The sequence below is a fragment of the Pirellulales bacterium genome, assembly GCA_019694435.1.
Classification (GTDB): domain Bacteria; phylum Planctomycetota; class Planctomycetia; order Pirellulales; family JAEUIK01; genus JAIBBZ01.
Genome location: JAIBBZ010000006.1, coordinates 174,737 through 196,640, shown reverse-complemented (window position 1 = coordinate 196,640; position 21,904 = coordinate 174,737). Strand labels below are relative to the sequence as shown.

Here is a 21,904-nt window from a genome sequence, read left to right as displayed (position 1 = left end):
GACCGCGCGCTAGTTGCGTGAGCCCGCGTAGCCGTTGCGGCGCGGTGGTCCGGCGCCGTTGGACGGCATGGGCTTCGATTGAAACGTCACATTGCCGGGCCCCAGGAGTTCGTCGACGCGGCGGCGCATCTCGACACCCGGCGCGATCCGCAGCTTGCCGGCTCCCAGCGCCATTCGCACGCCGTCCTCGAACACGAGCACCAGCTTGAGCAGACAATCGCCCGGGTAGCCCCGGAGGATTTCATAGAGCTGTTCGAGCGCCCGGGCCCCGTCTTCGCTCTCGTGCACGCGGACGATCATCTGGTGACCGAGCCGCGAGTCGGCCTCCTCGATCGGGATCAATTCGTTGACGATGAAATTCGCCTCGTCGCTGCCGGGTCGTTTGTCGATCACGCCGCGGGCAATCACGATGCGATCCGCCTCGACGAGCGTACCGTGCTGGGTGAACTCCTCGGGCCAGAGGATGCAGCGCATGATGCCGGCCGCATCTTCCAAGTCGAACATGGCATAGCGCGTGGCCGTGCTGCCGGGCCGAGGGTTCTTCGTGTTGCTGAACTTGATCGACGCGATCACGCCGCCGAGCACCACGTCGGTGCGGTGGGCCAGCGCCGCCGCGGCCGTGGTCGATTTGCAATAGGTCGACAACACGGCTTCGTGTTCGGCCAGCGGATGGCTGCTCAGATAAAAGCCGAGCACCTCCTTTTCGCTCGCCAGGCGCTGCCGCTGTTCCCACTCGGGCACGTTCGGCAAGTTCGCCGTGCGCTGCGGCGTGGGGTCGTCATCGACCAGGTCGTCGAACAGCCCCTTTTGACCGGCGCGGCGGTCGGCATGCACGGCGGCCCCGGCCTGCATGGCCTTTTCGACGACGGCCGCCAGTTGCGCGCGGTGAACGCCGAGCGAATCGAACGCGCCGGCCTTGATCAGAGCTTCGATCGTGGCGCGATTCACCGCCTGCGGATCGACCCGGTCGCAGAAGTCGAACAGGCTGACGAAGGGTCCCTTTTCCTGCCGGGCCTTCTGGATGGCCGCCGCCGCAGGGCCGCCACAGCCTTTGATCGCGGCCAGGCTGAAATGGATCTTGCCGTCGGCCACGGTGAAATCGCCGCTCGAATGGTTGACATCGGGCGGGACGACTTCGATCCCCATCCGGTGGCAATCCTCCATGTGCTCGACGAGCTGGTCCTTCTTCTTGAAGTTGCGGCCCTGGATGTCGCCCGAGAGCAGCGCGGCCATAAACTCGACCGGGTAATGCGCCTTGAGATAGGCCGTCATGTAGGCGATCAGGGCGTACGCGGTCGAATGGCTCTTGTTGAACCCATAACCGGCGAACTTCTCAATCATCGCGAACAGCTCGACGGCGTCGCCCTTGCTCAGCCCCTGGGCCGTGGCGCCGGTGATGAAGGCCTCGCGGTACTTGGCGATGTCTTCGAGCTTCTTCTTGCTGATCGCCTTGATGCACGAATAGGCGTTGGCCAGCTTGATTTGGCCCAGGCGATTGAGAATCAGCATCACCTGTTCCTGGTAGACCATCACGCCGTGGGTCTCTTCCAGGACGTCCTTCATCACCGGGTGCTTGTATTCGGCCTTGGCCCGACCGTGCTTCACCTGGATGTAGTCGTCGACCATCCCACCCTCTAACGGGCCGGGGCGGTACAAAGCGTTTGTCGCGATGATGTCGCGGAAGTGGTCCGGCTTCATCCGCTGCAACAGATCGCGAATGCCGCCGCTTTCGAGCTGGAAAATGCCCTTCGTCTCGCCACGGCACAACAGGGCGAACGTCTCCGGGTCGTCGAGCGGAAACTTCTCGGGCACCACCCGCTGGCCGGTCGTTTGCTCGATCAGCTCGACGGCCTTCGAGAGGATCGTCAGGTTGCGCAGGCCCAGGAAGTCCATCTTCAACAGGCCAGCCCGCTCGACGTCGCCCATCGAGAACTGCGTGATGACTTCGTCTTTGTCTTTCACGCGGCACAGCGGCACATACTCGACCAGCGGCCGGTCGGCGATCACCACCGCCGCCGCGTGGGTGCCGACGTTCCGCGCGAGGCCCTCGATCTTCTTGGCCAGGTCGAGCAGCTCGTGGATCTCGGCGTTGGTTTCGTAGAGCTTTTTCAGCTCGGGGCTTTCGTCGATCGCCGCCGCCAGCTTGATGCCCAGCGTCTCGGGTACCAGCGCCACGACGGCATCGACCTGCGGCAACGGCATCCCCAGCGCGCGGCCCACGTCGCGGATCGCGGCCCGCGCCGCGAGGGTGCCGAAGGTGCCGATCTGAGCGACGTTTTCCGCGCCGTACTTCTTCTTGACGTAATCGATCACCTCGCCGCGACGATCTTTGCAGAAGTCGATGTCGATATCGGGCGCCTCGAGCCGGTTCTCGTCGAGGAACCGCTCGAACAGCAGGTCGTAGCGCAGCGGGCAGACGTGGCTCAGACGCAGCGCGTAGGCCACGATCGAGCCGACGCCCGATCCACGGGCCGTCGCCGGAATGTCGCGTTCGCGGGCAAACCGCACGAAGTCCCAGACGATCAGAAAGTAGTTGGCGAACCCCAGCGTGTTGATCACCTGCAGCTCGCGGTCCAGGCGCTCACGCACTTCGGAGGCCAATTGACCGTCGGTCCAGCGCTCGGGCACGTCGGCATACCGCTCGGCCAGCCCGGCCAGACACAACTCGCGCAGATAATCGGCCGAGGTCTTTTCCGGGGGTAGCGTGAAGTTAGGGAAGTGCCGTTTGCCCAGCTCCAGGTCGATATCGACCGAGTCGGCGATCTCCTGGCTGCGGGCCACGGCCTCTTCGAGACCCACGAACGAGTCATACATCTCGTCGGGCCCGCGGAGGAAGAACTCATCCCCCTCCATCTTCAGCCGGTCGGCGTCGGTGCGGAATTTGCCCGTGTTGATGCACAACAGCACGTCTTGCGCCACGGCGTCTTCGCGGCGGACATAGTGCGCGTCGCTCGTGGCTACGAGCGGCAGTCCGAGCCGGTTGGCGACTTCGACCGCGCCCTCGAGAGCGAGCCGCTGGATTTCCAACCCGTTGTTCTGGATCTCGACGAAATACCGCTCGCCGAACAGCTTGCGGAACCAGCCGGCGATCTCCATCGCCTCTTGGAGATTCAGCTCGGGGTCGCCGCCCCGCAACAGGGCGCGGCTGAATTCGCCCGAGACGCAGCCGCTCAGACAGATCAGGCCCTCGTGATGGGCTTCGAGCAGATCCTTGTCGATCCGCGGTTTGCGATAGAAGCCTTCGAGATAGGCGCTCGACGCGAGGCGGATCAGGTTCTTGTAGCCCGTCCGGTTTTGGGCCAGCAGTGTGAGGTGATAACTACCTTCCTGCAGCGAGCTGGCATCCTTGTTGAACCGGCTTCCCGGCGCGACGTAGGCCTCGTAGCCGATGATCGGATTGATGCCGCCTTCCTTGGCCTTGCGATAAAACTCCAGCGCGCCGTGCAGATTGCCGTGGTCCGTCAGGGCCAGGGCGTCCATCTCCAGCTCTTTGGCCCGTTTGACCAGAGCGCCGATCGGGCTGGCCCCGTCGAGCAGGCTGTAATGGCTATGGCAATGGAGGTGAACGAACCGGCGACTGGTCATGGCATCCTCTCACACGCGCGTCGCATCAGGAGTCCCACAGGTTGGCGGCGGGGACCTACGCTGCTAGCCGGATACGTGATTCTACTGGAGCGCCGGGCCACGACAATTCGCCACATGGCCACGCGGTTTGACACTCGGTCGCGTCGCCGGTATGGTCGCTCCGCAATCGAGGGTTCTTTTCCCTGCAGCAGGTTTTCTCTCAACAAACCCGCGGCTGTCGGCGGTCGCCAGGCCGCCGGTCGGCGGCAAGCCTGCGATGGAAACTACGGAAACGATTGGCGAGCCAGGTGCAGTCGCCGCATCGCGCCGCGGGGCCGCGTTGGCGCTGTCCACCGGCATCGTCGGGCTCGTCTTGGCGATCGGCTACCTGTGGTTTGTCGCACAGTACGATCCGGACGTCGCATTTCTGCCCCGGACCTCGACTGGAAAATGGATCGTATTTCCATCTTCCATGTGGCTGGGGCCCAAACGTAGCGACGGGTTTTCCACCACCTATCGACGCGCGCTGGTCGTGGCGGCCACGCCCCGGAGGGCGACTTTATCGTGGCGAGCCTTTCGCCAGGCACGTCTGCTCGTTAACGGAATCGAGGTCAATCTGCCGGTACCACCCGGCGACCGTTGGAAGGTCGAACAAACGGTTGACTTGCCGCCCTTGCATAACGGGGAGAACCAACTGGTCGTCGAGGTCACCAACCCGGACGGCCCGGGGGCATTGTGGGCCGACGTTGCGGTGGACGACACGCACGTCGTGACCGACGAACAGTGGCGCGTGACCTATGCGGGTTCGCTCGAAGTCGACGCAGTCGCGGCAGACGCGCTGCGACCGCCACATCCGCAAAGCGACGACTGGCGGCCGCCGACGCCCTGGGAGGCCTTGACCAGCCAGGCCGGGCTGTTGGCCGGACTCGTGGCCGCCGTGTTGATCGTGACCTGGAACCTCACGTCGGGGCCGCAGCCGGCCCACCGATCCTGGCTCCATTCGGCGGCGCTGTTGTGGCTCGGCGGGAGCATCCTCTGGGGCGGCATCTTCCTCAACAATGTCTGGCGCATTCCGGCCGAGATGGGATTCGATGCCGATGACCACCTCGATTACGTCCGCTACGTGTTGGACCACGGGCGGCTCCCCCTTGCCCGCGACGGCGCCGAGATGCACCAGCCGCCGCTGTTTTACGTCACTTGCGCAGCGATCGTGGCGGCGGCCGGTCACTCGCTCGACACCGAGACGGGATTGCGCGTGGCCAGGCATTGGCCCCGGGCGCTCGGTCTGCTGCACTTCGCGCTGGTGTTTGCCACTCTGCGTCAACTGTTTCCCGGCCAGACGCGGCCCACGGTCTTCGGCTTGCTCATCGCGCTGGGGTTGCCGGTGCACCTGTTCATCTTTCAGTATGTGACGAACGAAGCGGCCGTTGCTTGCGCCTCGGCGGCTGCGCTCTATGGTGCGGTTCGACTGCTCACTGCCGAGACGGCTGGCTGGCGCAGCGGCCTGCTGCTGGGGCTCGGCTTAGGGGCCGCGATGTTGAGCAAGGTGACGGCCATCGTGTTGTTGCCCGCCGTCGTCGCCGCGAACGTGTTGCGTCTGATCCTCGCGAGACGCTGGACGTTTCGTGATTGGGGGGCCACCGTGGCGCTGCCGCTCGTTGTTTGCGGCGCCGTGTCGGGCTGGCACTATGCCCGCAATTGGTGGCATTTCGGTACGCCCCTGGCCCGACAAATCGATGTCGCCGAATTGGACGCCTCGCAGTTCTGGAAGGATCCGGGCTATCGCACGTCGCAGGATTTTCTACGCTTTGGCTCCGTGCTGCGCGCGCCGTTCTTTGCCGGCTTTCAATCGGTGAACGACGCACTGTACTCGACTTTTTGGGGGGACGGCCGTTGCGGAGGACGCGGCGCGATCGAACGGCGCACGCCCTGGAATTATCGCTTGATGTCGGCCGGCTACCTGACATGCCTGATCCCTGCGGTGTTTGTCTTGGCAGGTTTCGTGGCGACCGTGGTACGCTTCAGCCGGCGCCCCGAGCCGATCGATGCCTTGCTGTTGCTCGCGTTGGCGTGCATGGCGTTGGCACTGGCGTTCGAATGTCTCGTGCATGCATACATCACGGTCACCAAGGCCTGGTACACCATGCCGGTCGTGGTGCCTTTCATCGCTCTGGCCAGCCGTGGCGTGGAGCTCGTCGCCCGTCGTGGACGCCTGGCGACGTCCATCTGTGTGGCGCTCCTGGGAACCTGGTCGTTGGCCAGTTGCCTGGCGTTCAGCGTGATTGGCGATGCCGAGGAGACGCTCGCGGCTGGGATCGATACGGTCTTCGACACGGCCCTCGACCTCAAGCAATGGAAGCAGGCCGACCAATTGGCGCGCGATGGCCTCAAGCTGCGGCCCGACTCGGCCCTGATCTACTACCGGCTGGGCGAGATCTGCGCGGCGACCCATCGGCCCGACGAGGCGCTCGACGCGTTTCAACGGGCGCTGCGCTTGCGGCCCGGCTGGCCTCCGGCGCAGCGCGAGCTCGCGCGCGGCTTGCGTCTCAGGGGTGAATTGGACGGTGCCGAGCGCTACGCGCGCGACGCCTTGCGCGCCAATTCCCATCCCGAAAACGCGCTCGTGCTGAGTGACATCCTGGCTCGCCAAGCGCGCTTTAGTGAAGCCGAGGAAGTCTTGCGTCGATCGCTGATCGTCGATCCGTACGAGCCGCACGTCTACGTCGAGCTCGCGCGATTGGCGCTCGCGACGGACGATCTGAATCGAGCCTCGCAATGCGCCCAGTGGGCTCGACAGGTCGGCGGGCCACGCGAACGCTATCAGTTGATGGTCGCCGAGTGCCTGATCGCCAAGGGGCAATGGCTCGAGGCCTTGGAGTTGTACCGGCAACTGCAACCGCCGGACACGTTTCGTTGCGAGGTCCGGCTGGCCGAGGCCTGGCTGCTGGCGACGGCCGACGACGAGTTCGTCGATGCGGGCCGTGCGCAGGTGCTGTTCGATTCTGCCTTGCCCTATGTCGACCCGAACCGATTGGATGTCCGGCGCGTCGAAGCAGCGGTGGCCGCGGCCCACGGCGCGTATCGCCGGGCGCAGGAGGTGGTCGACGCGGCCATCGCATCGGCTCGCGAAGGGCGGGCGCTGTGGTATCCCACCCAGCGGCAGCTTGCGGCTGACCAAGCAAACTATCAACAGGAACGTCGGGCCAGCGCCCGTCTCCGGTCGGCGGAGCCTCCTGTTGCACCGTGACGGGGGCCGGACATCAAGACCCCATCGGGCCGGCCTGCCGAACCGGCTATAATGCCTGCTGTGCGGGACGTTCCCGGCCACGCTTCCTTTCTGCAGCAGGTGTTCTCTTGGCGAAACGGGCGGCTGTCCGCAGCGAGCCAACCGCCGCGGCTTCGCGCGCGCCACGCCCGCGCCGCCGCGCTCAAATCGTGCTGGCCCTCGGCTCGCTGCTGGTGACGCTCGCGGTGTGCGAGCTGGTCTTTCGGCTGCTGGGCCTGGGCGTTCCCGTGCGGACGCATCGCACGCAGTCGTTTCGCACGTCCGATGGTCCGCACCTCGCGGCGCGCGGCGCGTTTCTGCCGCTGTCGATCAGCCGTACGCAGTACTATTCCGATCCGCGCAACTATTTCGGCCAGGATCGCACGATCCTGTACATCTTCAACTCGGCCGGTTTTCGCGACCTGGAACGGACCGTCCACAAGCCGCCGGGGATCTACCGCATCCTGGCCCTGGGCGATAGTTACCTGATGGGCCAGGGCGTTCGGCCCGAAGATTTGTTCTCGACCCAGCTCGAGCGCCAGATGAACACCGGCGGCTGGCCGCGCGAGGTCGAGGTGCTCAACACGGGGATCGCGGGCCTGAACACCAAGACCGAGCTGGAGATCCTCTCCACGCGGGGCATGTGGTACGACCCCGACCTGGTACTGGTCAACTTTGTCCTCAACGACGTCGAGGACCCCGAGTTTCCGGCAAGACGCCCGGTCGAGTTTTACCGCGAATACGGCGTCAACGCGCTCGACTCCGACTGGCTCTCGCGTTACTCGCGGCTGTGGTCCTGGACGCGCGGCAGCCTGCGCAAGGCAATCACGGGCCGCATGTACGTCGCCGATTGCCTGGCCGACTTCGAGCAGGACAGCGAGAAATGGCGCCGCTGCCGCGATAGCCTGCTGGGCATTTTTCGCGTGGCCCGCGAGCACCAGGTGCCCGTCATGGTGGTGATCTTTCCCTTTTTTCATCAGCTCAACGGCGCTTACCCGTTTCAGGCGCTGCACGAGCGCGTGGCCGAGGTCTGCCGCGAGGCCGGCGTCAGCTATCTCGATCTGCGCGCGGCGTACGGCGCCTATGCGGGCCCCGAGCTTTGGGTGGACCCGACCGATCAACATCCGAACGAAGTGGCCCACGCGATTGCGGCCCAAGCGATCGACAAGTTTCTCCGGTCTCACCAGGCTGAGTTGGCGCCGGATTCCCGGCCGGCGCCGCTGCATACCGAGCAAGAGGAGCCGCTGCTGCAGGCGAAGTTTCGGATCGTCGGATTGCGCGGCGAGCTGAGCGCCGATGGCCGTGCGCTGTCGTTCGCCGGTCTCGCGGCGTACGACGGCGATTTTCGTTTGTTGCACGATTACTGGCACGCACTCGGCGACCTGGAGACGCTCGAGCTGCAAGACACGCACGCCGGCGAAGTCACGTTTCGCAGGGTTGTCGGCGAACTGCCCAAACTGCGCGAGCTGCACGTCACCGCGGGCACCGTCTCGCCACAGTTGCGCGCCGAGCTGATCGCAGCGCGGCCCGGGCTGAAGATCGTCGAGCATCCGCCGCGACCGCAGCCGGCCAAGAAAGCGAAATAGGCCGGCCGGCTGGTCGCGAGGTTCGCGAACGCCAGGCTTGGCAGCGCCGCCGGCCTCGTAGCGGCGGCCACGAATGACGCGACCGCTACTCCGGCCGCTCAGGGTCGGCCACTTCGCGCAGGTACTTGGCCAGCCTGCCCTGCAGTTCCAGCAGGCTTTGCCATTGGCGCACCTCGAGCGTCACTTGCTCCGCGCCTTCGACCGTGCGCACCGAGCCGAGCAGGTTGCGCAGCCGCAGGTGCAGATACTCCAGCAGCTCGGAGAGCTGGGCGGCCTGGCCGGGGCTCAAGTGCTCCGGCAGCTCGGGCGGCTGCGGCGCGTGAAGCGTGACATGATCGGCCGCCTGCTCCGAGTAGTTCAACTCGAAATCGAGTGAGAGGCCGCCGTCGGCCGGCTGGTCTTTGTCGGCGGCGCGCGGCTCGGGCGGCGCGCCGCGCAGCGCCGCCAAGCGACCGGCGATTTGCCGTGGCGAGCCGAACACCAGCACCGAGCGCCCCACGGCGATCATGTCGCCATAGCGCAGGATGCGGAGTTGAATGTCCTCGCCGTTGACCTTGGTGCCGTTGGTGCTTTCCAGGTCGGTGAGGACGAACTTTTCGTGATCTTCCTGGATCTTCAGATGAAACCGGCTGACGCGTTCGTCGTTCAGTTGGATCGTATTGCCTTCTTCGCGCCCGACCGTGACGGGAGTCGCCAGTTGCTCGAAGACGCGGCCGCGATCCGCGCCGTCAATCACTTGAATCGTGATCGCACCCATCGCCTGCCAGTTCTTCTCGTCCGAGCCGAAAAAAAGAGCCCGGAAGCCACGCCGATCGCGGTAGCCGGGCACAGCTTGCGCTTATAGCACGCCCCCGCGCCGGCGGTCAACTCGCTCGCCGCCGCACGGCGCGCGGCGTCGGCGTTGCCGCGGCCCCGTCGGCGCTACGCGGCGGCTGTGCGGTGGCCGGCGCCGTGGCATTGGCCGGCGTCGTGGCCGGAGTTGCCGGGGCTTCGCCGGTTTCCACGACCGGCGTTTCACGGCCCGCCAGCCGGGCCTGTGCCCGCTCGACCAGGGGAGCCAGCTCCTTGTTTTGGCCGTACAGCGTGATGATCGACTGCCACTTGGTGTGGGCGGCCAGCATGTCGCCCGCGGCGGCCAGCTCTTCGGCCTGGGCCAGGGCCGCTTCGACCAGCCGGCGGCGATCGTCCGGCGTACCGGCCTGTCCTTCGAGCGCGGCGAGCTGCCGTCGAGCCAGGTTCAAAAACGGCCGCGTCTTGTCGTCGACCGCGTCACCCAGCAGGTGGATCATGCTGCGGTATTCCTCGACGGCCGTGATCCGGTCGCCAAATTGTTCATACCTCCAGGCATGCGCGAACAGCCGTTCGGCCTCGCAGCTCGGTTCGCGCCCCAAGCGCTGATTGTTGCGCAGCCGCTGCTCGGCCATGTGCATTTCGATCTGATCGAGCCAGGTTCGCACGTCGCTGGCGTGAGGGCCCTCGGGAAATCGCGCCAGGTACGGCCGCAGGTATTCTTCCTCGGCCCGGCGCCATTCGACCGGGTCCGTGCTTTTCATCAGCGTCTGGGCATGCGCGTACAACTGGCTTTCGCTCATCGGCCACAGCGCCCAACCGACCAGCGCCGCCAGCAGCAGTAAACATGCGGCCAGAAACCACGGCTGGTCCCAGACCGGGCCGCGCGCCGAGCGTTTCTTCTTGCCGCCGCCGAGTGCCTTGCGCACCTCGCCACCGTCGGCCATCATGCCGAAGGCCGACGATTCGCCGCTGAGCGAATGGCCGATCACGCTCTGCTGCTCGGCCACTTTCTTGGGGATTTCCAGCAGTTGCGCCCGGACCACGCCTGCGTCGTGCGGCCGGTCGGCCGGGTTCTTGGCCATCAGCCGGTGGATCAGCGTCTCGAGCCAGATCGGGCAGTCGAGCGCGATCGACGACACCGGCGCCGGCGTCTTCTCCAAGTGCATCGCGAACATCTCGGCCAGCGATTCGGCCTTGAAGACCTTTTGCCCGGTCACCAGCTCGTACAGCAGACAACCGAGCGAATAGAGGTCGCATTTGTAGGTCGCCGCCGAGCCACGAATCAGCTCCGGCGCGGTGTAGTAGCACGTCCCCAGCGCGCGACCGTCGACCGTTAGCGCCGAAGCGCCCGGGTAGCGCGCCAGGCCGAAATCGCTCAGCTTGACCCGGCCGTCGCGCGTCAGCAGCAAGTTCGAGGGCTTCAGATCGCGATGGATGATCCCCTCGCTGTGGGCATATTCGAGCGCCTCGCAGATTTGCACGCCGAAGTGGATGGTGTCTTCCCACGACAACCGACCGCGCTGCCGCACCAGCCCGGCCAGCGAGCCGCCGTCGACGATCTTCATCGCCAGGAACATCCGCGTGCCGTCGACGCCCCCGCCGTAGCAGCGGACGATGTGCGGGTGTCGCAGCCGCTTGAGAATCTCCAGTTCGCGCTTGAAGCGCGCGACGATCCGGGCATTGTCTTCCAGGTCGGCCCGGACCAGCTTGACGGCGACCTGTTTGCCGGTGGGCAGGTGCGTGGCCCGATAGACGACGCCCATGCCGCCGGTGCCGATCTTCTCGCCGAGTTCAAACGGGCCTAGGCGGCGAGACTCCATGAGCGGCGCCGATACCTGCAGTGGGATGTGGCGGCCCCCCTGGCCCTGGGCGGCCGATGGAATTCGCGGAGCCAGCGCCTCCCTGCTCCCCTGAACTCTTCATTGTGGTTCAAGGGGGCGCGGCTTGCAATGCGGCCCTGGCGCCGATCCCGCCGGCGCGACGGAGGCCCGGCCCGTTAGAATACGCGTGAATCTCCCGGTCGTAGTCCATGGGTTGTTCTCACCGGTTCTGGAGTGAGTCGTGCCATGTCCGATGCATTGCTGGATCGGCTCGCGGCCGACGTATTGGCGCTGATTGAACCGCCGCATCGCAATCCGCTCGGCCCCGGCCGGCCCGACGCCGCGAAGCGCAGCGCGCTGGCCGCGCTTGCACCGGAGAGCTTGTTCGCCGACGGTCGCCTCGGCAACCGGTCGTACGCCGAAGCGGCGATCGCGGGCCTGTGGCTCTATCACAACTTTCTCGACGAGTCGCACACGGTCAGCCAGGGGCTCGACGATGCGGCTGGCGCGTTCTGGCACGGCATCATGCACCGCCGCGAGCCCGACCCGGGCAACGCGAAGTACTGGTTCCGCCGGGTGCCGCGGCACCCGATCTACGCCGAGTTGGCAACGCGCGCCCGCGACGTGGCCGCCGAGTTTCACGGGCGCGGCGACGGGGACGCGGCGGCCGCGTTCCTGCTCGACCAGGCGGCCTGGGACCCGTTCGCCTGGATTGACCTCTGCGAATCCGCCCGCCGCGGCCAGAACCCTTGCCGCGAGCTGTGCGAGACGATCCAAGAACACGAATGGCGGCTGTTGTTTGAAGACAGCGTCAAAGCGGCCGGTGCAATGCCAAAGTAACGTTGTGAGGAGATCTGCCAAATCTTGCCGTTTGGCACAGATGGAAGCCGACTGCTATTTCCTGATCCGCCGGCAAATCGGGATCAAGCCAACCAGGGCAATGCTCAGCAAGACCAGCGTTGAGGGCTCCGGAACGCACATGTAGGTGCCGGTGGCGAGAATCACCCCTTGCAGCGTGGCGTAGATGCCCAGGTCAGAGTCTACGGCGGTGTACACCGACAGCGGAGCCGAGAGCACCACGGAATAGGAACTGCTGGCACTACTCAACAACGTGCGCGTCAACGTGCCGGTCTGGCCGAGCGACGGCAGGTCGGCGATGACCGGGTCGGTCGCGAAATCGAGCGTACCCGAGCCGAGCAGCAGCGAGATGGCACCCGAACCGACATAAGTCAGCAGACCCTCGTCGATGGCGATGCTGGTTACATTGCCACCCGTCGGATCGCCCGGATCAAACGTGTAGTTCCAGGTGCCGCCGGTGTAGTTGAGCGGCACGTTGCCCGTGCTCACCAGGCCGCCGAGCTTCACGCCTGCAAAGCCGACGCGCACATTGCCGAGGGCGCCGAGATTGAGCTGCAGGGTCTGATCGCTCAGGGAAAAATCACCATGGTCGAAAGTCATCGACGTGGGGTCACAGCCGTCGTCAAAGAAGATCTCCTGCGTGCCGGTCGGATTGAAGCCGACCGTGGCGGTGATCGCACCCAGCGCGTCAATCGTCAGCAGCAGGCTCGAACCCGCCAGGTTCAGGTGAACGTATGCGGGCGCGGCAAACGACCTGGTCGTGGCGAAACCCAACACCGTTGAGGCGACGATCAATAGAAATGCGACGCTTCTCATCATCTGCCCACTTCGCATCAGCGGCCCTCCGGGAAAAGTGCAAACAGGTCACGCTGTTTTCACCCGACGTTGGGGAAAACGGTGCCCGATTTGCGCTAGCAAGAGGGCGCTGAGTATACGGAGGGGGATCCGCCCGATAAAGAAAAGTGCTTGCCTTTAGCTGAATTTTCGCAGGATGCACGGCTGAAAAGTTGCCAAGGCGCCCGCCAAGGCCGCGTGCCGCAAGAGAGAGCAATCGCGCGATGTGGACCGGTGAAGCGGGCCGCGGAACCAAGCATCGCAACCGCGGCTGGCGCCAGTCAGCAGAAGCCCCGGACCGTTGTTCGGCCAAGGATTCAGCAACCAGATCAATTGCGAGCTTTTCATCTCATTGCGATCACTGCCGATAACACGGGACGGCTCGACCTAGGTGCTGACACAAGACCGATCGGTCGCGTCGGTTGATATGTCCAAAGCAGATCGCGAGCAGACTGTGCACATTTCGGGACGGCTCGTCATGACTGCAGAGGCGATATCGCAAGGATGAGCATCACTGCTGCGAGTCGCAATGTGATGCTTGCAAGTAGTTACGCACGATCTTGTCGCCTCATCACGAGCTTGTTCAATAGCGCCTTTAAGTCGACTCCGATGCCGCCGAAGGTTGGCCGCAAAACGATCGCGTCTAAGATCGCGCCCTTCAATCCTGCGCGATCCTCCCTTGCAACTTCGAAGTTCGCAAGTGGTCGATTCGCCTTTATGTCGGCAAAAACGCTCGCTATGACCCGAACGACATCCGTTGCTGTTTTGCATTGATCTCGGAGTGGGATTATCACGAGGTGGTCGTGCTCGCGCCTCCAAGATCCATGTTGTTCTCTGAACTCACGAGGAGGTTTGTTAGTGATGAGGATTGCCGGCAGCAGGTCATCTGCATTCCTGCCGTTCACTCCGTGCCATGACAGAACTTCATCATTGAACTCATTGCCGACACCAAGTATTACGGCAGCGTTGTTCCGCGATGCCGCATTGGCCATTTCATCAAAGTTGTCGTGGAGCGCCCGGCCGAGGGGCTCGTCCCAACCGTAGTCGAGCAGATAAACGTAGTAACCCCTTGCGGGCGCGGAGGGTAGTTCTTCTAGGGAGTGGATTTTCAATCCCATCCGATTCCTCCATTGGCGAGTAGCGTGCTACAAGCACGAATGCGTTGTGATTCTCGCGTTGACGAACCACTCCTTCTACCGAGCAGCATACATCGCATCCACATCGTTAAGAAGCAAATGAGGGCATCCTGCTCTGGCCCAACCCACCGTCGCGGAGAATTGTAACGCGGCTTGGCAACTTGCGTGGGCGCGACCTGTGCGTTTCGGCGGCTAATTCAGGGATGCTGCTATGCTGGCCGCGCCTGTCGTTTTTCAGTGGCGCCCTGTGATGGCCGGGCATCGTCTTGCTTCGACGACAGCAGTAGGCCCGTCCTTTTCTCGATGACCGTTTTGAGAGCGAGCGCCCTGGGTGTGTGGGCAGGATGAGCGTCTGCCCGCAGGAATCATGCCCTGCAGCCAGGCCGTGCTGCAGGGATTAAACTCACGCGGTCGCTGGGGGCCAATCTGCGGATGGGCATGCCGCGACAAGTACACCGAGGCTGCTGAGGCTTCTCATGTTTACCCACGAACGCACGCTGTATCGCTTCAATCTCTCGATGGTGCAATTGATCGCCGCGGATATTCCGGACGACGAGCTGCGGTTGGTGCCCTTTCCAGGCGCGAATCCGCCGGCTTGGATTCTCGGGCACCTGGCGATCTGCACCGACTTTGCCGCCCGGCTGCTGGGGCTGGGGCGCGAGTGCCCGCGCGCGTGGCATGCTATGTTCGGGCCCGGCAGCAAGCCGGCCGAGCTGGGCGACAACGTGCCGTCGAAGGCCGAGCTGCTGGCCGCGCTCGTGGCGGGTCATGCACGCGTCACCGAAGCGGCGCGCACCGCCGATCCGGCCGCCATGCAGCAGCCGCAGACGGTCGAGGTCCTCAAAGGCACGCCGCTCGAAACGATCGGCGACGTCTTGGCCCACCTGATGTGCACGCACGAGTCGTTCCACATCGCACAGTTGTCGGCCTGTCGCCGCAAGCTCGGCAAGGCGCCGTTGATCTAGCGCACGCCTGCCAACGAGTTCATACGCCCGCGGCCCGTCACGACTTGGCGTCGGCCGGCGCTTCGACCTCTTCGCGCAGCCGCGGCGGGCAGAAGTTGTCGGGATAGTAGCCCGTCATGCCCGCGTAAAAATCGCGCAGCACCTGCACGTCGGCCTTCAAGTCGCCGGTCACGTGCAACAGCGGGCCAATGCCGCCCACCTTGCGGCCATAGTCGAGAAAGCCCATCGCGATCGGGACCTTGGCCTTTTGGGCGATGTAATAGAAGCCGCTTTTCCAATACTCGGGCCGATGGCGCGTGCCCTCCGGCGGCACCATCAGGATGAACTCGTCGTGCCGGGCAAACTCGGCCGCGATTTGCTGCACCGCGTTGTGCCGCGAGCGGCGATCGACGGGCACGCCGCCGATCCAGCGCATGAAGCCGCCGAACGGCCAACGGAACAGCGTGTGTTTGCCGACCCAGTGCACGTAAATCCCCAGGACCATCGACATCGCCACCGCGACGAGCAGGTCCCAGTTCGATGTGTGCGGCGCGGCGATGATGACGTATTTGTTGAGCGCCGGCTTGCCCCCTTCCAGGCGCCAACCGATGAGCTTCAAGATCAGCTTGCCGAACCAGGCACGCATGTCCGCCTCGCGAGATAACGTCCGCCTTAGGGTGCTTCGTCGACCGTCAGCTTACGATCGCCGAGCCACAAGCCCCAGCCAAACAACAGCGCGGCCACGAGCCCATAGGCCGCGGCGAGGTGATAGGGTGTCTGTCCGGCCAGCGCCGGGGGCAGGCTGCGGGTGTCGAGGTTCCAGGGCAAGAACATCGGGCTGCCGGGCAGCGGCGAGTGAATCACCCCGAACGCGCTCAACAGCGCAGCCGCGGCCACAAACCCGGCGGCGCCCTTGAGTCGCCCATCGATGATCGACGCCAGAGTAGCGGCCCACAACAGGCTGGTGACAATAAATCCGGCCGAGAGCACCCGCAGCGTGGGCAACTGCACGTCGAGCGGCGGTTTGAGCGCGGCGACCGAAGTGCCCGTTTGAGCCAACAGGTTGTCGGTGAAGATCACGACCAGGTAGGCGATCGCCGGCAAGCAGGCCAGTCCTACGGCCGGGTAATGACGCTGCGGCGTGGCGTGGTAGCTCTGCGCCGTGATCTCCAAGCCGATGAAGATCAGGATCGGAAAAATCGCCGGCTTGGGCAGATAGGCATAGACGTAGGCGAACGAGCCCGTCATGCCGGCCAGGCCGATGAACAGCGCCGCGGCGAGCGTGTAGGCGGCGCGCCCGCCCATCGCCTTGTAGGCCGGTTGGCCGATGTAGGGCGTCGTCTGGATCACCCCGCCGCACAGCCCGGCGACGAGCGTGGCCAGTCCCTCGATGGCGATGACCCGCCCGGTGGAGTATTCGTCGCCGGCGGCTGCCGCGCTTTCCGTGCAGTCGATGCCGCCCACGACAGTCGCCAGCGCGAACGGGATCACCACGGGCAGGTATTTGAGCGAAGCGCCGAACGTATCGAGCCAGGCGAGGCTGGGCCAGGGAACTAACAGGCCCAGTTGAGGCTCAAATGCTGTGTGGGATAGCGCGCCGGGATCGTAGCCCAGCGTCCCGGTGGCGCTCATCAAGAAATAGACGACGCAACCCACCACCAGGGCGCCCAGGGCCCCCGGGACGCGTCCCGGCAAGGGAACGCGCGCGACGAGAGCCGTGAGGATGACCGCCAGCGTGACATACCCCACCACGGGCAGGTGGGCCACCTCGAGCAGGGGGAGAAAGCCAATCAGCACCAGGGCGATGGCTGCTAGCGACCCCAACAGACCCGCCCGGGGAACAATTTGACGAATCCAGCCGGAGAGCGTTGCGCAGGCCAACTTGAACACGCCACTAGTGATCAGGGCACAGATGCCAATGTGCCAGGCATGGCGGCAGGCCTCCTCCGGAGCAAGTCCAGCCGCCTTGGCGGTAACAAAAGCATCACCCAGGACAAAAAACACCATCCCGAAGGTGCTCGGCGTATCGAGCCCCAAAGGCATAGCAGTGACGTCGTTGCGTCCGGTGCGTGCGGCCAGGCGAAACGCCATCCAGGTAAAGCAGAGATCCCCGACCACCACCCCCAGTGCGGTGCCGGGAATCATGTAACGAAGAGCAAAACTTGCATCGAAGCCGTAGGTGCCCACCAGCATGCTGACCAACAGCACCATCACGGCGAGGTTGTCCAAAACCAAGCCGCAGAATGCGTTTATGTCACCTGGAGTGGCCCAACGGTACGGCGTCAAACGAACGACCTGTGACAAGGGCACGCGAGTTGCGGATATGCGGGCTGTGAGTGTAGGTCGGCGGCAAAACACCTGTCAATTTGGCATCCCCGGGCTTGGCTTTTTCCGGGAAATGTCACTTCTCCTTCGGTAAACTCATCGAAAGCAGTAGGGCATGTGCCAAGGATGCCCACTCGGCGGCGAATTAATTGCGACCGGCGAGAACCCTTCTGCGTATAAGACGTAAGAAATGATGGCCACCACGACGAAAGGTATGAACTCCGCGGTCCTCGAGGACCGTGAGAAAACGGTCTCGGACGAGGAGCTGCTGCTGCGTTACCGTAGCCGGGCAGACCGCCGAGCCTTTGAGGAGTTGGTCCACCGTTACGAGCAGGAGTTGTACAGCTACCTGCGGCGTTACCTGGACGACCCCGTGATGGCCGAGGACGCGTTTCAGGCGACCTTTTTACAGGTGCACTTGAAGTGCGATCAGTTCGAGGAAGGGCGACGGTTTCGGCCGTGGCTATATACGATCGCCACCAATCAGGCGATCGATGCCCAGCGCCGCAACCGCCGCCACCGGATGGTGAGCCTGGACCGACCGAACAGCGCAGGCGACGATCGCGACGCCAGTTCGCTGGTCGAGTTGCTGGAGAATCGCGACTCGAGCCCGTCGGACAGTCTCGAAGCCACCGAACGCCGCAATTGGATCCGGCAGGCCGTGGCCGCCTTGCCCGAGCCGTTGCGAGCGGCAGTCAACTTGATTTACTACCAAGGCCTCAAGTATCGCGAAGCGGCCGAAGTGCTGGCGATTCCCGTAGGGACCGTAAAGAGCCGCCTGCACACCGCGATTTACAAACTGAACGACTCGTGGACCCGCGATCATGAAGCGGGTCCGCACAGCGCCGGAGAACAGCAGACCGATGCGAGATGAATTGCTCGGCTACCTGCTCAACGCCCTCGAAAAAACTGACTGCGAACGCCTGGAAGCCCACCTGACACGCGATCCTGCCCTGCGCCGGGACTTGGATGTCCTCAAGCGCGGGTTGCAGCCGCTTGCGCACGACGGGCAGCCTTTTGAGCCGCCTGCGCGGTTGGCGTCGCGCACTTGCGAGTTCGTACGGCACCGCGCCGCGCTGCTGTGCGAGGCACCTGCCGGTCAGGCCCAGCGTTGGCGCACGCAAGACCTGAGTGTCGCCGCCGGGATCGTGATCGCCGCCGGCATGCTGTTTTTCCCGGCCGTCAATCACAGCCGGCTCGTCAGCCAGATGGCCGGTTGCCAGTTCCAACTGCAGATGATCGGTAATGCACTGCTGAATTACAGCGAACGCCACTGCGGATACTTTCCCGACGTACCGGTGCGCGACCGCTTGGCGCTGGTGAGCATGTTCGCGCCGCGGATGCTGGAATTGGGATACCTCGAGTGTCCCAAGACCCTGGTCTGCCCCGCGTCGATGTCGGACAACGAGTTTCTGAAGCTGCCCACGTGCCAGGAATTCGAACGAGCTACGCGCGAGCAACTGGCCCAGCTCAGCGAGCGCCTAAGCGGCAGCTACAGCTATTGCCTGGGTTACTATGAAAACCAGGAGTTGCGCTCCCCGCGCAATCTGCATCGCTCGACGTTCCCGGTGCTGGCCGATTCGCCGCGCCGGCAGCGCGCCGATCTGCCGGCCGCAACGCTGCTGGCCAGCGGTGCGGCACCCCTGAGCCACGGGGGTCACGGCGTGAACGTCTGGTATGAAGACGGCCACGTCGATTTGCTGCCGTCGTGCCTGACGTGCGACCGCGGCGACAACATCTTTGTGAACCGCCGGGGCCAGTTCGCCCCGGGCGTCGACGCGAACGACGTCGTCCTCGGGTACGGGGCGGTCGATCTGCAGGATGCGATGGGACGGTAGAGCGCGGCTGCCCAACTCGCAACCGCGGCACACGGTCGCTCGCGAGCGCTGCTAGCACGCTAGCGTCAGCATGTCTCCGCCGGTTTTCATCCGCGCACGACGTACGCTTCGCTCTAGCGGCGGCAGCCAGCGCAGGTCTAGAATCCGCCGCCCCCGTCGATTGCCGGGGGAGCGTTTCAGACCGCCACTTCGCGTGTCGCCGTGAATTCCGATCGGCCTCGTCCCGACGATGTGCGTGTGCCGGCGCCACTTGCGGCGCTGTCGTGGCGCGGAATGTTTGCCTTGGCGGCGTTCGCGCTGGCCGCGCGGCTGACGGTCGTGTGGCTGCTGGCTGATGCGGCGCATCCGCCGTACACCTTCGAGCACGGCCAGATCGCCGCCAACCTGCTGGCCGGCAAGGGCTTTGCCATTCGTTTTCTCGGTAGCGAAGGGCCCACGTCGCAACAAGCGCCGTGCTACCCGCTGCTGTTGGCCGCGGTGCAAACGTTCTGCGGTCAGGGACTCGCGTCGCTGTATTTAATGCAAGTGCTCCAGGCGCTGGCCGGTGCTGCTTGCGTGGTACTCGTGGCGCAACTGGCGGCACGCTGGTTTCCCGAGTCGCCGGCCGCCGGCTGGTTCGCCGGGCTCTTGGCGGCCGTGCATCCAACGCAGCTTTACGCGGTCGCGCAAATCCAGCCCGTCGTCTGGATCACGCTGTGTTTGTTCGTCGTGTTGTGGCTGGCGCAGCGCGCCGGCACATCGGGCTGGCGAGGGCCGCTCTGGTTTGGAGCGGCGGCCGGCTGGTTGCTGCTCTGGGAACCGATTCTGGCCGTGGCGTTGCCCATTGCGGCGCTGGCGCGGCTGCTGGCCGACCGCGGCCAGGGCCTGTCATGGACGGCGGGCCTCAAGCGGCTGGCGCTAACGGTGGCCACTGCCGCGCTGGTCATCGCGCCATGGCTGGCGCGCAACTACGCCGTTCACGGCGAGCTGGTCTTCATCAAGTCGACCTTCGGCTATGCCTTCTGGCAGGGTAACAATCCGCTGAGCCTGGGCACCGACAAACTGCCCACCGAGGCGAGCCGTGCTGCGACGGCGCAGCGCGAGGACAGCCTCGCCGCGCGGGCCGGAGCCGTGCAAAGCGCTCGTCTCGCTACGCGCTATATCGACGACGTGGCACTCACGCCCGCCGACTATCGGCAACTGGCCCTGCTCGGCGAGCCTCAGCGCTGCCGGTGGCTGGGGCAACGCGCCGTGGATTTCATTCGCACGCAACCCGATCGTTATGCTCGGCTGTGTCTGGCGCGGTTGCGCTATTTTCTGTTGTTCGACGAAACGAATCCACGCACGGCCAATGCCGTGTTTCGCGTGACGACGGTCGCATGGCTGGTGCTGGGGACGACCGGCCTGCTGGCGACGTGGTCGCGCATCCGCGTGCTGTGGCCGAGCGTGGTCATCTTTCTGGCCGTCACTGCGTTTCACGCGTTGACCATCTCCTCGGTGCGATTCCGTTTGCCGATCGAGCCGCTGGCCTGGATTTGGGCTGCCGGGGCACTAGCGCCGCTGGCCGCACATCTGCGCGTCGCGCGTCGCGATTCAGCGACGGCGCTGCCCGCGCCGCTTCCCGAGGGTGCCACGCTCTCCGGTCCGCACGCCACGCTGCGCGGACCACACCGGGCCGCGCAGGAACACGCGGCCCGACAAGGGGCCAGTACCCGGCGCGAGCTCTAAGGCGCCCAGCGCGCCGATTCCAGGCAGCACGCATGTTGCCGTTTCGCCACATGGCCGGCGCCGGCTGGGGCCTGCGCGCGATGGATTCCGGCCGTTTAACTCGTTGTTGTGTCGTGGCTTGCGGCTGTCCCGGCGCATTCTCGGCTGTTCCCGGCACCGGCTTTGCCCTTGCTTTGCAACGCTCCTGAAGCAGCACGGCCGTGGCGGGAGAGCCTTCGTCCCCTCGGGCTCTCCCGCCCGCGCCGCGCGGCTTCCGGCCCGCCCGTGGCGCTCATCTCATCTCCTCCCCGGTCGACCCCCTGCATGTTGGCGCGTGAATTAGTCCAGTTGGCCGTGCTGCTCGCCAAGCATGGCCCGGCGCTGGTCGAAACGGCCGGCGAGATCGAACCGCGCCGCCTGGGAGAGTATTGGTCGACGGCCAAGTGCCGTCTCGACCGCTGGAATCGCTCGCTCAAGCTGTTCAAGTTCGTCACCGCCGCGCAGCGCGAACAGGCGCCTCGCGGCGTATCGCTCCCCGCGCTGCTGATTGAGATCCTCACGGGCGAAGTGCTCACGCGTTCGTGGAGCGCCGTGCTGTGTGCCCACGATCGGCGCCGCGGCGCGCGAGAAGCCGAGCCGATTGCCCGCAGCATCTACATCGGCCATCTCGAGGCGCGCAATCGCGCGTTGCACCTGTTGCTCGACGGCACCGCGCTGACGCTGCAACAAACCGTGACCATCGACCGCTTGCGCCGGCGCGCCGAGCGTTGGAGCGATTTGCTCGTGGCTCGGATGGTGCCCTGGGGAGAGTCGGGCGAATATGCCGTCGATCGGCGGCGGGCGCTCGAATTGGCGGCACAGATGCGCCGGGCCGACTCCGAAGCGATCTGGTCCGGAGTGTTCGCTTCGATCCTGGCCGCGATCTGGGAGATTCCGCCCCACGCGTCGCCCAATGCCGACATCCAGTCCGACCTGGCCTCGGCCATCCTCGGTTGCCTGCCCGAGCTGTTGTTCGACGGGGTGGGGCTCTTGCCACCCTTTGCCTGGGTTCGCATGTCGCGGGTGGCCGACGACACGCAGGGGTTGCTTGCGGCCATGTTGGCCAACGAGGAACTGCCTGCCGAGTCGAGCGAAGATCGGGCACAGGGGGCTCTGGCCCGGCCGCGACGCTCACAGCGTCGTTTCTAGAAGGTGCCGATCGTGCACCCTGTCCGGCAATTTCCTCCCGGTGCATTGCCCGGCCGCCGATTTTGGCG

At 65.0% G+C, this 21,904-nt stretch carries 15 protein-coding genes; 8 read left to right on the top strand and 7 right to left on the bottom strand.

Annotated elements, in window-relative coordinates; translation table 11 throughout:
• Positions 1-9 precede the first annotated feature (9 nt).
• Positions 10-3,585, bottom strand: coding sequence for a DNA polymerase III subunit alpha (gene dnaE, locus K1X74_07825; protein MBX7166243.1), 3,576 nt, complete (start codon positions 3,583-3,585; stop codon positions 10-12).
• Between the two features lie 256 nt (positions 3,586-3,841).
• Here dnaE and K1X74_07820 point away from each other — a divergent pair, with 256 nt between their 5' ends.
• The gene (locus K1X74_07820; protein ID MBX7166242.1) at positions 3,842-6,811 is read left to right on the top strand and encodes a tetratricopeptide repeat protein; all 2,970 of its coding nucleotides are present in this window, start codon (positions 3,842-3,844) and stop codon (positions 6,809-6,811) included.
• A 107-nt stretch (positions 6,812-6,918) separates the two neighbouring features.
• On the top strand, positions 6,919-8,415 hold the full coding sequence (locus tag K1X74_07815) for an SGNH/GDSL hydrolase family protein (GenBank protein MBX7166241.1): 1,497 nt from the start codon (positions 6,919-6,921) through the stop codon (positions 8,413-8,415).
• Positions 8,416-8,500: 85 nt separating this feature from the next.
• Here K1X74_07815 and K1X74_07810 read toward each other — a convergent pair whose 3' ends face one another.
• Positions 8,501-9,172 carry an FHA domain-containing protein gene (locus tag K1X74_07810; GenBank protein MBX7166240.1) on the bottom strand — a complete coding sequence of 224 codons (672 nt, stop codon included), beginning with the start codon at positions 9,170-9,172 and terminating at the stop codon, positions 8,501-8,503.
• A 106-nt stretch (positions 9,173-9,278) separates the two neighbouring features.
• On the bottom strand, positions 9,279-11,027 hold the full coding sequence (locus K1X74_07805; protein ID MBX7166239.1) for a serine/threonine protein kinase: 1,749 nt from the start codon (positions 11,025-11,027) through the stop codon (positions 9,279-9,281).
• 246 nt (positions 11,028-11,273) lie between these two features.
• Between K1X74_07805 and K1X74_07800 the strand changes: the two genes are divergently transcribed.
• Positions 11,274-11,867 (top strand): hypothetical protein, encoded by a 594-nt coding sequence (locus K1X74_07800; GenBank protein ID MBX7166238.1) that lies wholly within the window; start codon positions 11,274-11,276, stop codon positions 11,865-11,867.
• A gap of 54 nt (positions 11,868-11,921) precedes the next feature.
• On the opposite strand, the gene K1X74_07795 is transcribed toward K1X74_07800, so the two are convergent.
• Entirely contained in the window at positions 11,922-12,704 is a 783-nt protein-coding gene (locus K1X74_07795) for a PEP-CTERM sorting domain-containing protein (protein ID MBX7166237.1), read from the bottom strand.
• A gap of 563 nt (positions 12,705-13,267) precedes the next feature.
• Positions 13,268-13,837, bottom strand: a complete 570-nt coding sequence (locus K1X74_07790; protein MBX7166236.1) for a hypothetical protein — start codon at positions 13,835-13,837, stop codon at positions 13,268-13,270.
• 494 nt (positions 13,838-14,331) lie between these two features.
• On the opposite strand from K1X74_07790, the gene K1X74_07785 reads away from it, so the two are divergent.
• On the top strand, positions 14,332-14,820 hold the full coding sequence (locus tag K1X74_07785) for a DinB family protein (protein ID MBX7166235.1): 489 nt from the start codon (positions 14,332-14,334) through the stop codon (positions 14,818-14,820).
• Between the two features lie 37 nt (positions 14,821-14,857).
• Here the strand turns inward: K1X74_07785 and K1X74_07780 are convergent, their stop codons facing one another.
• Both K1X74_07780 and K1X74_07775 read right to left on the bottom strand, forming a co-directional pair.
• Positions 14,858-15,445, bottom strand: a complete 588-nt coding sequence (locus tag K1X74_07780) for a lysophospholipid acyltransferase family protein (GenBank protein ID MBX7166234.1) — start codon at positions 15,443-15,445, stop codon at positions 14,858-14,860.
• Positions 15,446-15,471: 26 nt separating this feature from the next.
• Entirely contained in the window at positions 15,472-17,085 is a 1,614-nt protein-coding gene (locus K1X74_07775) for a permease (GenBank protein MBX7166233.1), read from the bottom strand.
• A 232-nt stretch (positions 17,086-17,317) separates the two neighbouring features.
• On the opposite strand from K1X74_07775, the gene K1X74_07770 reads away from it, so the two are divergent.
• The 4 genes from K1X74_07770 to K1X74_07755 all read left to right on the top strand — a co-directional run bounded on the left by K1X74_07770 (position 17,318) and on the right by K1X74_07755 (position 21,836).
• Positions 17,318-17,998 carry a sigma-70 family RNA polymerase sigma factor gene (locus K1X74_07770; GenBank protein ID MBX7166232.1) on the top strand — a complete coding sequence of 227 codons (681 nt, stop codon included), beginning with the start codon at positions 17,318-17,320 and terminating at the stop codon, positions 17,996-17,998.
• Complete coding sequence (locus K1X74_07765) at positions 17,988-18,962, top strand: hypothetical protein (GenBank protein ID MBX7166231.1); 975 nt, start codon at positions 17,988-17,990, stop codon at positions 18,960-18,962. The genes K1X74_07770 and K1X74_07765 overlap by 11 nt, the downstream gene beginning before the upstream one ends.
• A 237-nt stretch (positions 18,963-19,199) precedes the next feature.
• Positions 19,200-20,669, top strand: coding sequence for a hypothetical protein (locus tag K1X74_07760; protein ID MBX7166230.1), 1,470 nt, complete (start codon positions 19,200-19,202; stop codon positions 20,667-20,669).
• Positions 20,670-20,972: 303 nt separating this feature from the next.
• Positions 20,973-21,836 (top strand): hypothetical protein, encoded by an 864-nt coding sequence (locus K1X74_07755; protein ID MBX7166229.1) that lies wholly within the window; start codon positions 20,973-20,975, stop codon positions 21,834-21,836.
• The last annotated feature ends 68 nt before the right edge of the window (positions 21,837-21,904 follow it).

Coding starts and splice junctions, on each gene's coding strand:
- K1X74_07805 (MBX7166239.1), bottom strand. CDS start 11,027: ATGGAGTCTCGCCGCCTAGGCCCGTTTGAACTCGGCGAGAAGATCGGC.
- K1X74_07790 (MBX7166236.1), bottom strand. CDS start 13,837: ATGGGATTGAAAATCCACTCCCTAGAAGAACTACCCTCCGCGCCCGCA.
- dnaE (MBX7166243.1), bottom strand. CDS start 3,585: ATGACCAGTCGCCGGTTCGTTCACCTCCATTGCCATAGCCATTACAGC.
- K1X74_07755 (MBX7166229.1), top strand. CDS start 20,973: ATGTTGGCGCGTGAATTAGTCCAGTTGGCCGTGCTGCTCGCCAAGCAT.
- K1X74_07785 (MBX7166235.1), top strand. CDS start 14,332: ATGTTTACCCACGAACGCACGCTGTATCGCTTCAATCTCTCGATGGTG.
- K1X74_07800 (MBX7166238.1), top strand. CDS start 11,274: ATGTCCGATGCATTGCTGGATCGGCTCGCGGCCGACGTATTGGCGCTG.
- K1X74_07810 (MBX7166240.1), bottom strand. CDS start 9,172: ATGGGTGCGATCACGATTCAAGTGATTGACGGCGCGGATCGCGGCCGC.
- K1X74_07765 (MBX7166231.1), top strand. CDS start 17,988: ATGCGAGATGAATTGCTCGGCTACCTGCTCAACGCCCTCGAAAAAACT.
- K1X74_07820 (MBX7166242.1), top strand. CDS start 3,842: ATGGAAACTACGGAAACGATTGGCGAGCCAGGTGCAGTCGCCGCATCG.
- K1X74_07780 (MBX7166234.1), bottom strand. CDS start 15,445: ATGCGTGCCTGGTTCGGCAAGCTGATCTTGAAGCTCATCGGTTGGCGC.
- K1X74_07795 (MBX7166237.1), bottom strand. CDS start 12,704: ATGATGAGAAGCGTCGCATTTCTATTGATCGTCGCCTCAACGGTGTTG.
- K1X74_07770 (MBX7166232.1), top strand. CDS start 17,318: ATGGCCACCACGACGAAAGGTATGAACTCCGCGGTCCTCGAGGACCGT.